Raw genomic sequence first — 14182 nt, 5'->3', positions numbered from 1 at the left:
TCTTTTTGCTTAAATTTCAGATGAAAGGTGCATTTTCTCAGATTTTACACGCAGGTAAAAAAAGAAGGGCGAAGGCGTAAAAGGCGGATGGACATCACGCCTTCTGGCACGGAAAGCTCTGCAGCTTTGGCTTGAACAGCGGCAGAGACTTTTTCCAGACACAAACACATCATTCGGCAGCAGCGGACGCTCAAAGAAAAGAGACGGGCGTTGGCAGAGGCAAAATGCGTATGTGTCATATAGATGCGCCTAAAATGTTTTCATTTGCGGAAATCATACGAATGCACCCCTTGAGAGGCGCTTCTAGATTCACGCTTGCAAAAAAAGTTTTGGAAAACAAGTAGGCGAATTCTTTTTCTCAAAATTTTGAGAAAGCGTTGCTTAATTTCACCTTGCGTGAGGGGGGATTATTCTAAGTCTGCAAATCCGTTGATAAAGATGCAGCTTTTAAAAGAAAGCAGGAGCGGACGCATCCGATAAAGCGGATAATAGGCCGTTTTTTTATCGCTCGGAAATTCAATGCCAATACTGTGGCTTTTTTCAAAAAGGTCCAGAATAAGCTGGAGCTGTTTCTCTTCCAGCTCGGCGCTTAAAAGCGTTGGATCAGATTCAGCGGCGAGGGGGATGAGATATTTTGACTGCCCAACCCGAAAGCGGACTTTAACTTCGTCATCTGGGCTTAACCCCTTCACGGTATTGGCGCTGCGGATAAAACTGCCATTTTTCGTGGCTAAAATCTCAAGAGGCATAGAGACGAAAACCATGCCGGCTTTGGTTCTTGAGTAGGAAATCAGCGCAATACTGCATTCCCCGTTAATGCGGTGTCGGGAGAGCCAGCCGAGATTGTCTGAAATCGCATAAGCATGGTCGTTGGTCCAGCCATCGGGATTGTCTTCATAAGCGTAAGCTGTGGAAAATGCGCCTAAACTTAGAATGAGCGCAAGCTGAGCGGTAAAAATGGTTTTTTTTCGGAAAAACGCAGAAAATAATGCCACTCAAGACTCCTTCCACGGGTAAAATCAGACGGCCTCATGCAACAAGAAGAGGACTTTATTTCTATATTTCAAGGTCAAATTTTGGCTAGGTTAGTGGATAGATGTTTTTTTGTCTCTAAATCTTAATTTTTTCATAGATTCCTTTCGATATGGTGCATCTAAAGCACAGTTTGAAGAAAGCGAAATTCTATTGAAGATAAGAAATTTCATCCCTTGTCATTGAGGCAGAAAACACTATTTATAACTTTCAGTGAAAATTTATTCAAAATTCTGGCGGAGGGCCTGATAATCTATGCAAAATTTCACCTTTCACAATGCCGTGCGCGTTCATTTTGGAAAAAATGAAGTCACAAAGCTTGCAGATGAGATTCCAGCAGATGCCCATTTACTTATTACTTATGGTGGCGGAAGCGTTAAGAAAACAGGCCTTCTAGACCGTGTAAAAGCGGCTGTAAAAACACCCCATGTTACAGAATTTGGGGGGATTGAGGCCAATCCACATTATGAAACTTTGATCAAAGCAATTGAGATTTGCAAAAAAGAGAAAATTGATTTCATTTTGGCTGTTGGTGGCGGTTCCGTCATTGATGCAAGTAAGCTGATTGCCGCAGGTGCAAAATATGCTGGTGATCCTTGGGAAATCATGACAAGCCATGGCAGCGTGGTAAAGGATGCTTTGCCAATCGGAACAGTTTTGACGATTGCCGCCACAGGTTCTGAAATGAATAATGGTGCGGTTATCACCAAGGCAGAGACCAATGATAAATTGTTCTTTAGATCTCCAAAGGTTCTTCCTAGATTTTCTATTCTAGATCCAGAAGTTACCTTTACTTTGCCACCGCATCAGACAGCAAATGGCGTTATCGATGCGTTTGTGCATACGCTGGAGCAATATGCGACCTATCCTGCGGACGCAAAAATTCAGGATCGCCTTGCAGAGGGGCTGCTCAATACGTTGAAGGAAGAAGGCCCAAAAGTGCTTGTCAATCCGCAAGATTATACAGCCAGAGCCAACATTATGTGGGGGGCAACGCTGGCGCTGAATGGTCTTTTAGAGGCAGGTGTGCCAACCGATTGGGCAACCCATATGATTGGGCATGAGCTGACGGCACTTTATGGCATGGATCATGGCCAGACTTTGGCGGTTGTGATGATTGCGCTTTGGAAACATCAGTTTGAAGAGAAAAAAGCCAAGCTTGCGCAATATGGTCGCCGTGTTTGGGATGTCACCGCAGAAAATGATGATGAGGCAGCCAAAGAAGCCATTGCCGCAACAGAGAAGTTCTTTAACCAGATGGGTATTAAAACCCATTTGAAAGACTATGATTTGGGTGAAGAAATCATTCCTGAGGTGCAGGAAAAACTCAAAGCGCATGGCATGATTGCTTTGGGCGAACATGAGAAGATTACGCCAAAAGAGGCAGGTGAAATTCTGCAACTTGCGCTTTAATCTTTCTTAAAAAAGTAAGAGAGAAAAACCCTCTGGAAAATTTTCCAGAGGGTTTTTTATGTTGCTTATTTAGGCGGTGGTGCAGGGGGCAAGTCTCTGGTAACGATCGTTTCCACCTTGTCATGGTTGGGGAGTTTTTGAGGTGTTTTTGTCGTTTCCGCTTGGGCTGTTTTTTTCGCAGACGCTTTTTTAACAGAGGCCGTTTTTTTCTTTGGGGCGGCTTTTGCTTTAGGCGGTGGTGAGATTTTGGGGTGCTGATATTTCTTTTTATAAGGGTTTTTCTTGGCTTTTTCTTTTTCAGCCGCCTGTTTTTCCATCGTTTTTTCAATGAAGTAAATAATCCGCCAGCCTTCTGTTACTGCATCGCCGAGTAAATCTGTCGGGTGCTGGTTGCATTGATCGCGTATCGCAACCAGTAAGCGCCCGACATCAAGATTTTTACCAGAACATTGATTGTCATAAAGCGAACGGCAGGCATTTTCATAGCCCGTTGCAGCCCCTGAAATCCAAATAAGATAGGGTTTAAAAGCTTCTTTTGCCTCAGGTGTTTGCAAAGTTGTGGCCTCATTTGCAATTTTGCCAAAGCTTTTGCAGGAAGTTTTTCCGAGGCCGAGATAGACAGAATCTACCGCTTTTGCAGGGGTGGAAAGGGTGAGAATCCCCATAAAAGAGGCAGAAAATAGCGTCAAAAGGCGAAGAGGAAGGCTCTTTCTTGTCATAGAAGCACAGCTCATTTGGGAAATGAAAAAGCAAAAATTACCATGAAAAAGGCCGATAAAACAGCCTTTTTTCACGATAGAAGACGGTGAAAATTTACTTCTTGTTTGTTTTAAAATTTTCTTTGTGCTAAACAAGCCGATGCACGTTACCCCTTATCAAGGCATAAGATGATGTCTTTTGAAAATGCTTTGCTGTGGTGGTGTTCTAGAATAAAATGATAAATGATTCATAAATTAGATAGTTTGAGACAGAATGGGGCGAGACCATTATGATTTCTAAGGCAATGGCGGAGATGGGAAAAGACTCATCTGAGAATCTCTTTATTCCTCCGTTAGACATCGCTCTTGAGGGTATGAGCCAGAAATTTACCCTGCTTAGAAAAAAACTGAAATCGGGCACACCGATTTATTTTGCAAATCCCAAAACGGGACTCGCTACCAAAGAATATCCAGACGGCCATAAAGAACTTGGCGTTGTCTGCCCTCCCCCAGAAAAAGCGCTTGCACAAGGTGAACTCGTCGTTTACCTCTAATAGAAGAGGGGTTCTGTAATGAAAAGCTGGAATCCCTTTGCAAAGCCTGAATTATGGATTTTTGCTGGGCCAAATGGGGCTGGAAAATCGACCGCTATTCGAGAAATTCAGGCTGGAAATTTTTATCCGATTATCAATCCAGACCATTACGCTGAGGCGTTGAAGTTAGAAAATCCAGAAATTACCGAGGAAAAAGTCGCTTATCTTTCCTCTCGTATGGCGTTGATGGCGCGGAAAGAATTTCTTAAAAAACGTAAAAATTTTGGAATTGAAACAACTTTTTCTTCAAAACATCCTGAAGAGCGCTTAATGCGTCAGGCCCATCAGAAAGGCTATAAAATTACGCTGGTTTTTGTTGGCCTTAAAAGTGTGGAACATTCGAGAAAAAGAGTGCAGGAACGGGTCAATAATGGTGGGCATGATATTCCCCTCGTTGCCATTTACCGCCGTTTTCCTAAAATTATCGCCAATCTTCCAAAAGCGATTGCTTTAAGCGATGATGCTCAAATTTTTGATAATACCGATGGGCAGTATCAAAAAATCCTTCTCAAGAAAAAGGGAAAGATCGTGTTTGTGAATGAGCATTTACCAGAATGGCTGTTGCCAGAATGTCTCGAAGCACATTTAGAGCTAGAAAACAGTAAGAAATAGGTTTTTTGAGCGTTTTTTTGAAAAAAAATTGAAAAGGGGCGTTTTTTGAATAGAGAGCAGATTGCGCTTTAGCTTCTTTTTTAATATGATTTTTTTATATAAAAATCATATTATTGATTTCCAATGATGCAGCTGAACCGTTTAGGCGGTTTAAATTCTCTCTTTCACCCAGCTTGGAATTTCTCCAATGCTAACCTTGAGCTGGCAGGATTTTGTTTGCGCCTTAAAACCCTGTTTGGCGCAATCCCGTTTTTGTGTAGGTGTTTTTCTTGCTTTTGCAGGATGTTTGCATGCGCCTATTGTTTGGGCGAAAGAGCCGAGATATGAGATTCCTTTTTCGACCTTGGAAGAAGAAAAAGCGTTTCTTCAAGGTTCTGCCCCAACGGTCGATAATAGTGATTCCGCCACGCAGCGTGATTCTTTAAATGCTTATCAGAAATTAATGCTACCAGAGCCGACAGAGGCGGACTGTTTAAGGCTTGCGGCCCAGAAGGCTTGGGGCGGTCATGATCGACCCTTTACCGAAGTCGGCGGTGATCAGCAGTTTCTTCAAGGGTCTGCGCCAATGGTCAATAATAGCAACGCAGAAACAGCCTTTCAGTCCCGTAATGCGGAACAAAGCATGGATATGGAGGAGGATGCATGTTCGCCTTTTCGGGATAGAGCGCCAGGGGCTTTGACAGATCGTTACAATTTGATTGGGGGCGCTTTTGGCATTCGTAATTTTTTGGATCGTTTTGGGGTAAAAGTTGGCGCGCTGGATATTGAGGAAGTCTGGGGAAATCCAAGCGGTGGCACACCATCGCAAGCCGATGGATCGCCTGTTTGGGGAGGAGACGGGCATGGAAAGAGCCAAGGGGCTGGTTATGAAGGAGTGACTATGCTTACATTGCAGGCTTATCCAGACAAGCTTTTTGGAAAATGGGCTGGGCATTTCCAAGTCAGTGGTCTTCAAATCCGTGGACGTGAATTTTCACAGGATCATTTAGCGCTTTACAACCCGATTTCAGGGCAAGAAGGAGACCGTTCCTTTAGATTGTTTGAGCTTTGGTACGATCAGCCTTTTTTCAATGATTTATTTGATGTTCGGATTGGGCAGATGGATCTTGATACGGAATTTATGATTAGCAGTTATGGCGGGCTTTATCTTAATGCGGATTTTGGCTGGTCGATGCTTCCTTCTGCGGATTTGTATGCAGGCGGGCCTTCTTGGCCTATTTCGTCTCCAGGCGTGCGTTTTCGATACCGTCCTTCTCAAAAATTTTCTTTTCTCTTTGCGGCGATTGACGATAATCCTCCTGGCAATCAATTTAATTCTTTTCCCATTCAAAATGGGGGCAATACAGTAGATCCAAGTAATCAGGATGTTGGTGCGGAGGCTTCAGGGACGAAATTTAATCTCAATACGGGAGCACTCTTAATTTCTGAAATTCAGTATTCTACTTTTTTAGGTGGTAAAAAACACGGATTTCCAGGGATTTATAAATTAGGGGGCTATTATGACAGCGCTTTTTATCCTGATTATTACACAAATCAGGAGGGCGAGCCGTTGGGAAATCCAAATGATCTCGGCAACCCCAATACGCCCTCCTATAAAAAGGGGAATTGGGCGATTTACGGAATTGTCGATCAGATGATCTGGCGGTCGCACCGCAACCGCAATAAATCTGTTGGGGTATTTTTTCATGGCACAGGAACACAGGGTGACCGCAACACAGTTGTGTTTGAGGCAGATGCAGGCATTAACTTAAAATCGCCTTTTTTGAACAGGCCTGATGATACGCTTGGCTTAGCATGGGTGATTGGGGTAACGGGTGATGGCGAGCGTCATTTCGATAGGGAAAGCGGTGCGATTATGCAAAGCACAGAAAACCATCTAGAGTTAACCTATCAGGCGATGGTAACGCCTTGGTTTAATATTCAGCCTGATTTTCAATATGTCTGGAGGCCAAGTGGCGGCGTGCAGGATTATGCGGCAAAGACGCTTGAGCGTGTGGGAGATGAGGCGGTTTTCGGCCTTCATGCAGACCTTAAATTTTAAGGACAATGTTTGTTGGAATAGACATCGAAAATGAAAAGCGCTTTTTGGTAAGAGAATTGAATTTTAGAGATGGATTTCCTACATTAAAGAATAATATATGAATTATTCTGCGGTGATATTTCCGCAGATGAGAAACAATAGGTTACAAATGATTAAAAAAATGGCTGTGGCAGGTATTGCTGCAAGTGTTCTTGGTTTTGGTATTTTTGGGTCACACGCTGCGGATGCAAGAGGATGGGGACATCATAGTTCCTATTCCAGCCCTTCTTCCCATGCGTCTTATCATTCTGCGCCACATGCCGCAGCGCCGAAACCAACAGCCCCAATGGCACCGCCAGCCGCCGCAGCTACAAAGCCGAGCGCTTTAGGCACGATTGCAACCACAGCGGCAGGAACGGCTGGCGGTGTTGTGGCCGGAAATGCTATTTCCCACGCTTTTGAAGGCGGACATGGAGAGGGTGATAAAGCGCAAGAGAGCAATGCGCAACAGCCAGCCAACGCTGAAAATACCTCACAACCTGTTCCCGTAGCTACGGATGCAGGTGCAAGTTCTGCTCAAAAAGGCTTGCCTCAGGCGACAGATCCATGCACGGTTGAAAATGAACAAAAAAGCGCAAAGATTGAAGAGCTTTGCGGTCAGTTGCATCAGGAAATCAAAAAAATCAGCGAAGATGCCAAACAAGAGGCTGCCCAGAAGTAATTTTGAATAAAAGTTAAGGGTATTCTTATCCGGAAGGCAGATCGCTTTCTCTTAGAAGGAATGGACAATGTCAGTAGATGACGATAGAAGAACGCATCTTCAGAAGGCGGAAGAAATCGAAATTGCCCGCCAAGCTTATATTCATCAGGAAGATATTCGAGAATATGAGCGGGAAATGCTTGATTTAAAACGTAAGCAAGTTGATGCGATGGAGCGTGCAATCTATTGGCAGAGGCTTCATATGTGGGCTTTGCTCACGGTCGCTTTTGTTCTTTTTCTCTGGATGGGCTTTGTGCTTGTTAAATTTATGCCCTCCGCTTCTTTTTAGCATGCTTCTAAGCAGAGTCCCCCTTGAATGTTTTCAGGGGGGCTTTTTTTTGAAGAGCGGAGCAGGCTGTTTTTTTATTTCATAGATGTTAGGGTTTTCTGTGCCATATAAAGTTCATTCACCGCTCAAGGTTTTACAACATCGCCTCTCTTGGCAGGAGAATGCTACGCTTGCCGCTTTTTTTTCAAATTGTCAGGCAGGAGCGTCCAGTTTTGATTATCCAGGGCCACGCCTTGGTGAAACAGTCGCTTCTATGTTGGCGAAGGACACGTTAGAAGCGCTTAAAAATTTTCAGGAAGATAAGCGTGCAGGGGTTTTATTGATTCATAATGGCCCGATGGATCGGATGCTGCCGCCAACGCCGCCAACGGGACATCTACCCCCTTGGCAAGTTCCTGTCAGCTCACTTTATATTTTCTCTTTGCTTGAGTTAATGGGGATTGCGCCTGTGGTCTATCAGGCGGAGAATAAAGGGCGTCTTTTCCGCCATATTGTGGCCACAACAGACGCCTCACGCAATAAAAGCTCTCATGGGGCTTTGGCACTGGGGCATCATGTTGATTGCCCAGATTTGCCAATGGATGGGGAGACTGTTTCAGATTTCTCGGCCTGCCCCGATTTTCTTTCGCTCTATTGTCAGCGCACAGATCCAAAAACACCAACACGTTTAGGCTATTTGCCTGATTTATTAAACCGTTTGAGCGCATCAGAAATTGAAATCCTCGAACGACCTTATTTCCGTTTTTCACGTCCAGCTTCTTATGACAGTCCACGCCGTACCAAAGATATGGCTTTTGTTGGAAAAGATAAGGAGGGCGATTATGTTTGCCGGATTGATCTTGATAATGCCAAGCCAATCAATGCGGAAGGCGAAAAAGTTGAGCGGAAAATTCGTAAAATCCTCGAAAGTGGTGAGATTGATCAGGAGTTTTTGTTATTGCCAGGGGATTTCCTGATTTTTAGAAATCAGCTGATGACCCATACAAGGACAAAACCGATTTTGCCACGCTGGGATGGGGCAGACCGTTGGTTTATGCGTGTTTTCGGTCTTAAAGAAGAGGCAAAAGGTTTGAAATTACCGATTTCAAAAGATGCAAAAGCAGGAGATGGCAACGGCTTTGAAGTGAAAGCCTAATATTTCTAGGAAGCTATAGCTCTCATTTTGTACGGAGGGCTATTCCTTAATTTGTAAACGTTTTTTGAAAAAAATGGCTATTTGTAAATGTTTTAAAGAGATTGTAAATAAAATTAAGAAATTAGCTTAATTTGTAAATCCTTATTGGAAAACGAAAAATGGAACACCCTCTTGGCGCGCAAAGACTGATTGAATGCCTAAACTTGCCCATGACAGGGAGATTGCGCCATACGAGTGTGGCTGGATCGCGTTCTAAGGATCGAGAAGAGAATGGGTATTTTGTAAAAATATATCCTTTTGCGCAAGCGCCTGCGGATGATGATATTCGAGGTCATTTCCTTTTTCATTTAAAGCAAGAAGTCCCTAATTTTGAGTTTTTAAGCCGTTTTTTTACCGCCATTGGCTCTACTTTTGCACAAGAATGGGTGAATGATGAGCCTACTGGCGAATATTCTCGGCGAACGGCTTTTTTCTATGAATTTTTTACAGGAGAGTCGTTAACGCTTCCTGAAAATTTAGGACGTAAGTATATTTTTGCGCTCGATAGTAAAAAGATTGTGACGGCGAGTACCGGAAAAGAAGAGCGTTCTACCCGTTGGCGAGTTTGGGATAATATGCCTGGAACGCGTTTTTTTTGTCCTTCTATTGTGAAAACAGATAAACATCTTAAAGAAGCGTTTTCTTTGGACATTAACGCTCTCTTGAAGGGGGTTGAGGCTGAGTTTGGACAGGAAGCTGTGACAAGAGCTTCTATCTGGATGACTTCAAGGGAAAGTCGTGCAAGTTTTGAAATCGAGCATGAAACGGATAATGCTTCGAAGATACAACGATTTGCTTCTGTTTTGGCAACACAGACAGGACAAGGCGTATCACCGCCTTTGAGTTGTGATTCTCTTGCGCAATTACAGAAAAGCATTATTGGCAGTGAAACTGTTTTGACAACGTTTGGTCTGCGAAAATCCCCTGTTTTTGTTGGAGATGGAGACTCTTTTCTAGCTCCTGAAGAGAGGGTGCATTATATTGCGCCTCCTCCAGAAGATTTGGCATTAATGCTTGAAGGGATACAGGTTTTTTTAAAAAGAACAGAAGGGCAGTCTGCTATTATGCGTGCTGCTGTTACCGCTTTTGGATTCGTTTATATTCATCCACTCGCAGATGGGAATGGCCGTGTCCACCGTTTTTTAATCAATGATATTTTACACAGAGATTGTGCGCTTGAGTCTGGCATGATTTTGCCTATTTCTGCCGTAATTACAGCAGATTCTGCTGTAAGGCGTGCATATGATCAGGTGTTGGAAACAATTTCTTTGCCCTTACTGCACCAGATTAAACCTTTTATTCATTTTTTGCAGAAAGCAGTGCCTTATCCAGATGGCATTTTTTCGGATTTAGAGTTTGGTGGTAATGAGATCGCAGAGGCTTCTTGGCGCTACCCAAAGTTAGAGTCACATATCATTTTTACGTCAGAGATTGTGCGGCGCTCTATCGAAGAATATTTATATAATGAAGTAGCATTTTTACGCCGCCATCATGCAGGCCGTGTTGCTATTAAAGAAATTTTAGAAATGCCAGATATGATGGCTGACTGTATTTTAAGAAGTTATCAAGAAAGACCTGTAAAAGAATTTGGAAAAAAGCTTTTCAAAAAGATTCCAGCTTTACTGGAAAAAGGTCGGTCGGCACGGATTAAAAAAGCACTCGATAAGGTTTGGAAAGAAAACCCCGTGAAGGATGAGCGTGCGGTACATTTGTTTAAACAGAAGAAATAGAAAGAACGCTTCCTTTAGAAAAGAGTGGAAGCGTTCTCAAAAGCGAAAAGATTAAGTGCCCCAGCTGGTTTCTCTAAAAATAGGCATATAGCGTGGGGTGAGGTCTTTTTTGCTTTTAGGATCAGCGCAATAGGCCCATGTTTGATAGGGGAACTCTTCAGGCATACCTTCGGCAGTGACTCTGGCAACGCACGCATTGATGGTTGAATTATTAAAGTCAGGATGCACCCATTTGTCGCCTGTTGCGGCATTGGGCTGTAGCGCATCATGTTTTTTGAGCGCTTCGACAACGGTATTGCCAGGAATCCAACGGATAAGATAGGGCGCATATTGGCCTTGATCTGTTTCGACTAAGACGCCCTCTTCATTACTGCCATCTGTATAATAGAGTTTAACGTAACGGCGCATGACATTGGGCGCACCAGAAACATCTAGGCGGAGAATTGCCATTCTTTCCGTGTCCACACGGCCAAGGCGTGAACTGACACGGCTAATAGGTTTTGCTAGCCCATCTGGCTTGCCAACACTTTGATTTAAATATTTAAGATTCTTAGAAGAGCGATAGATGCTATCCCATTTGGATTCAGGGTCGTTTTCTTTATCGACAATGGTCAACTGGTCGCAGGCACTGAGGAAAGAGACCGCACATATTCCTAAGAGAGCAATGGATTTAAAAGGTGGCAAAAAACGCATAAAAGTCCTTTTCTTAGGAAGCATCTAATAAAATATAGATAGGATCAAAGAAGATTTTTTTAAAATCAATGAAAAAGCGTGAGTGAAATTTGTTAAGGCTTTTTTTTGTTTTGGGATTGGCGCAATAGGACCAAACTTCGTAAGGGAAGCTTTCTTGATAGCCTTGCGCTGTCATTCTTCCGACACAGGTTTGAATTTTGAAATTCTGAAAGTCAGGATGCGCCCATTTTTCACCATATTTTGTGGAGAATTGATGAGAATCCCTTTGGGCAAGAGATTTTGCCACTTTTTCGGCAGGAATCCAGCGTGTGAGAATAGCAGAGCCGGGTTCTGCGAGCCGTTTTTCATTCAGAACGCCTTCGGCTTGCGTTTTATCGCTGAAAACAAGCGTGACATAGCGGGAGTTGGCTTCTGGCTCGGGGGAAATTTCCACACCATATTCTTTAAGACGGTCAATATCAACGGGCCCGACCAGCTTCATTTTTTTGACAGGCTTTGGAATGCCTTCTGTTTCGCCAATCGATTGATTGATTTGTGAAAGATTGCTGTTGGAAGGATAAAGCTCATTCAGCCCTTGATAAAGATCATTGGGCATGACACAGACAGATTGGCAAGCACCAAGCGATAGGCCAATAGACGCATAGAAAAGACGCAGAAAGCGTGATGGCGCTTTAGAAGCACCAAAGCGATGAGTAGAAAGGGAAAAAGGCAGAAGGCGCATAGAGGCACAGAGAAAAGAATTTTGACAAAAGGAATATTCAGTTTCTATCTTTAGCTGGAAACAGCTGAAACGGCAAAAAACTTTCTTAAAAATATTCTTCCAGGAGAATCATGGCAGGCGCACCTTTCCCTGATGGATTTCGAGGACTGTTTTCTCCTGAAGCTGCGCCACCGCCGCCACTGCCATAGCCAACAGCATCTTGGGCTGTGTTTTTTTGGGAGATTCCGCCCATCCCGCCATGTCCATACGCACAGCTGCCGCCTTTTCCCCCTAAGAGCATGAGATTGGAAGGGTCTGCATTGAGAACCATGCCACGTTCTCCACTTGCCCCTGGGATATCAAGGGAGAGGACTTCGCCCTCGGAAGGGGTATTGGGTGGCGTTAGAGGAGAAAAGTCACATTTTCCAGCTTTAAAGAGGGTCGTTTTGCCTGCTTGTCCGGGGGCAACCTTGAGTAAAATTTCTTCGTTCTGACCAATGAGGAAGCCCCATTCTTTGCGGTCGCCAATAATAAGTTTTTTAAGGCGTCTTGCATCAAAACGTGTAGAAATTGCGATATTGCCTGAATTTCCACCAGAAGAAACGGCAAACTCCCCTGAGGCGGTTTGAAGAATTTCACCGCCATCTCCGCCTGCGCCAAAAACATGTGCAATCACATAGCGTGCATGCGGGTAAGGAATATAAGTAAATTCACCAGTCTTGGAAAAAGTTTGACGGTGAATTAGGGCACTATGTTCCAGATTTTTATTTCTAAGATCAGATAAATTGAGTTTGCCTGTCAGGGTTTGTCCATTGGAAAGCGCAAGGGAAACCGAAACCCTGGGTTCTTTTTTTGAGTGTACTTCGTCTCCGAGGTTAAAAGAGCTTTTTGTCACATTTGAGGACATGGTTTGAATTTCCATTTATATTCTGTGCGTCAAAATCAATCCAAGAAAGAGAAGATGATTTCATCTTTGGCAGAAGATAAAGGAAGGGGGTGGGGAAGGAAAGCGACTTTTAGAGTAAGCAGCGGAAAGGAAGGTATTTCTTTTTTCTTGCTTGCTTTATAGATAGAGGGAAAAGATTTAAGAGAGTGATGTAAAGACTGAAAACGGTTCAGGTTATTTGAGATTTTCAAAGTGGAATAGAGACGTTGAGCGTTATTTTAGCAATTATATTGGCCGTTGTTTTTTTCTCTTTGATGGTTTTTGCTGTGAAACTATCAGCGCAACGGAAAAACCGTTCCCCTGCTAAATGGCTGGCAGCCTCTTTTTTATTGCCGATTATGCCTTTCGTTTTGTTTTTCATGCCAGCTTATAAAAAAAGGTCTGATTTACAAAAAGAAGCGAAAGAGGAGAGTGCAGAGGATTCAGATTCTTCGCAGAGCCTTTTGCTTTTTGTGGAATATATCGGGATTTCAATTCTTGTTATTTTTGAGATTTTTCTTGTGTGGGCTTTTAACCATTGGCTTTTCCGCCCTTGGAATGGGGATAATTCGGGGATTGTTTACGATCAAAGCTTGACGATTCCACCGAATGCGCAACAAACAAAACAGGCGAAAGAATTTCTTGATGCCTTTTTTAATCCAAATATGACAGGACAGCCTTTACCCATCGCGCCATTTGATAAAGCAAAAGCGCATGATCATTGTGTTAGCCTTTGCGGTTATTCTGGCATGTGCGATCAGATCAAACTTGTTCATTGTTTTGATACGTATCAGATGAATTATGAATCTGTTTCAACCTATCTTCAACAGCATTATGCCTATCCATGGACAAAGAAGATGGTGCAGGTTTTTGCGCAAAAAAATAACAGGGAAGGGGTTTTGAACTATGCTGACTTAGCCAGTCAGCTTCAGCGTTCCCAATCGGCTTATGAAAGATTAAAAAAGCAGTATGATGGACATCAAGTCGATGTGTTTTTATTGGCGAAGGCGATAAATGATCCCTTTCGGGAAATGGGGGCGCCTGATTTTGCAGAGAGCGAACGTATTTATCAAAAAGAACTTAAACTCTATCGGTAGAATAAAAAAAAACTTCGTGGCATAATTAGGGGTAAGAAATGTTCTCGTGGTGTTGGATGAGGCTGTCAAATGCTGCGGAATGAAGAAAATGCCTTGAGTTTCAGGGCGTTTGTAAGGAGGGTGGCTAAGCGCAATGTCTGAGTATGTTTACTTTTTAAAAGATGCCGAAAAAGAATTGATGAAAATTGGCATCAGCAAAGAGCCTCTGGCAGAGGCAAAATCTTTGCCTGTTAAAATCGATCTTGAGGCGAGCCGTGTTCTTCCCTTTCCAGATAAGATGATGGCAGAGGCTGTTATGGAAGAGCTCGTTCATTTTCTAAAAGCTTTCGAGCATGGTGAGAATACAGGCTGGTACACAACTGAAGCAAAAGATGATCTTCTCGGGCAGGCAGAACAGCTCGGAATCACAGTAGAGCCTTTGCTCCAGTAGGAATGATTTTCAGGAT

At 43.4% G+C, this 14182-nt stretch carries 16 protein-coding genes; 10 read left to right on the top strand and 6 right to left on the bottom strand.

Translation table 11 applies throughout. The features are described 5' to 3' along the window. Positions 1 to 44 precede the first annotated feature (44 nt). Together FAI40_04875 and FAI40_04870 are read right to left on the bottom strand one after the other, a co-directional pair. The gene (locus tag FAI40_04875; protein ID QCE34741.1) at positions 45 to 239 is read right to left on the bottom strand and encodes a hypothetical protein; all 195 of its coding nucleotides are present in this window, start codon (positions 237 to 239) and stop codon (positions 45 to 47) included. A 168-nt stretch (positions 240 to 407) separates the two neighbouring features. Then, entirely contained in the window at positions 408 to 995 is a 588-nt protein-coding gene (locus tag FAI40_04870) for a hypothetical protein (protein ID QCE34740.1), read from the bottom strand. 292 nt (positions 996 to 1287) lie between these two features. On the opposite strand from FAI40_04870, the gene FAI40_04865 reads away from it, so the two are divergent. After that, entirely contained in the window at positions 1288 to 2445 is a 1158-nt protein-coding gene (locus FAI40_04865) for an iron-containing alcohol dehydrogenase (protein ID QCE34739.1), read from the top strand. 65 nt (positions 2446 to 2510) lie between these two features. Here the strand turns inward: FAI40_04865 and FAI40_04860 are convergent, their stop codons facing one another. Continuing rightward, entirely contained in the window at positions 2511 to 3164 is a 654-nt protein-coding gene (locus FAI40_04860; protein QCE34738.1) for a hypothetical protein, read from the bottom strand. A gap of 269 nt (positions 3165 to 3433) precedes the next feature. Between FAI40_04860 and FAI40_04855 the strand changes: the two genes are divergently transcribed. From FAI40_04855 to FAI40_04825, 7 genes are all read left to right on the top strand, one after another. Continuing rightward, positions 3434 to 3697: a hypothetical protein gene (locus FAI40_04855; protein ID QCE34737.1), complete on the top strand. Its 264-nt coding sequence runs from the start codon at positions 3434 to 3436 to the stop codon at positions 3695 to 3697. An 18-nt stretch (positions 3698 to 3715) separates the two neighbouring features. Further along, the gene (locus FAI40_04850) at positions 3716 to 4348 is read left to right on the top strand and encodes a zeta toxin family protein (protein ID QCE34736.1); all 633 of its coding nucleotides are present in this window, start codon (positions 3716 to 3718) and stop codon (positions 4346 to 4348) included. A gap of 187 nt (positions 4349 to 4535) precedes the next feature. After that, positions 4536 to 6389, top strand: coding sequence for a carbohydrate porin (locus FAI40_04845; protein ID QCE34735.1), 1854 nt, complete (start codon positions 4536 to 4538; stop codon positions 6387 to 6389). Between the two features lie 148 nt (positions 6390 to 6537). Then, the gene (locus tag FAI40_04840; protein ID QCE34734.1) at positions 6538 to 7089 is read left to right on the top strand and encodes a hypothetical protein; all 552 of its coding nucleotides are present in this window, start codon (positions 6538 to 6540) and stop codon (positions 7087 to 7089) included. Positions 7090 to 7156: 67 nt separating this feature from the next. Beyond that, on the top strand, positions 7157 to 7417 hold the full coding sequence (locus FAI40_04835) for a hypothetical protein (GenBank protein QCE34733.1): 261 nt from the start codon (positions 7157 to 7159) through the stop codon (positions 7415 to 7417). 100 nt (positions 7418 to 7517) lie between these two features. After that, positions 7518 to 8552, top strand: coding sequence for a hypothetical protein (locus FAI40_04830; GenBank protein ID QCE34732.1), 1035 nt, complete (start codon positions 7518 to 7520; stop codon positions 8550 to 8552). Positions 8553 to 8710: 158 nt separating this feature from the next. Beyond that, positions 8711 to 10321, top strand: a complete 1611-nt coding sequence (locus FAI40_04825) for a Fic family protein (GenBank protein ID QCE34731.1) — start codon at positions 8711 to 8713, stop codon at positions 10319 to 10321. Positions 10322 to 10372: 51 nt separating this feature from the next. On the opposite strand, the gene FAI40_04820 is transcribed toward FAI40_04825, so the two are convergent. The 3 genes from FAI40_04820 to FAI40_04810 form a co-directional block, all read right to left on the bottom strand. Next, complete coding sequence (locus tag FAI40_04820) at positions 10373 to 11014, bottom strand: hypothetical protein (protein ID QCE34730.1); 642 nt, start codon at positions 11012 to 11014, stop codon at positions 10373 to 10375. 13 nt (positions 11015 to 11027) lie between these two features. Continuing rightward, positions 11028 to 11735 carry a hypothetical protein gene (locus tag FAI40_04815; protein ID QCE34729.1) on the bottom strand — a complete coding sequence of 236 codons (708 nt, stop codon included), beginning with the start codon at positions 11733 to 11735 and terminating at the stop codon, positions 11028 to 11030. Between the two features lie 85 nt (positions 11736 to 11820). Beyond that, entirely contained in the window at positions 11821 to 12621 is an 801-nt protein-coding gene (locus tag FAI40_04810; protein ID QCE34728.1) for a hypothetical protein, read from the bottom strand. Between the two features lie 245 nt (positions 12622 to 12866). Here FAI40_04810 and FAI40_04805 point away from each other — a divergent pair, with 245 nt between their 5' ends. After that, on the top strand, positions 12867 to 13736 hold the full coding sequence (locus tag FAI40_04805; protein QCE34727.1) for a hypothetical protein: 870 nt from the start codon (positions 12867 to 12869) through the stop codon (positions 13734 to 13736). Positions 13737 to 13869: 133 nt separating this feature from the next. Then, a complete protein-coding gene (locus FAI40_04800; protein QCE34726.1) occupies positions 13870 to 14166 on the top strand; it encodes a hypothetical protein in 297 nt (98 codons plus the stop codon). Positions 14167 to 14182 lie beyond the last annotated feature (16 nt).

The organism is Acetobacteraceae bacterium (assembly GCA_004843345.1).
In the GTDB taxonomy this organism is placed as follows: domain Bacteria; phylum Pseudomonadota; class Alphaproteobacteria; order Acetobacterales; family Acetobacteraceae.
This window is presented reverse-complemented; position numbering and strand designations above follow the sequence as displayed.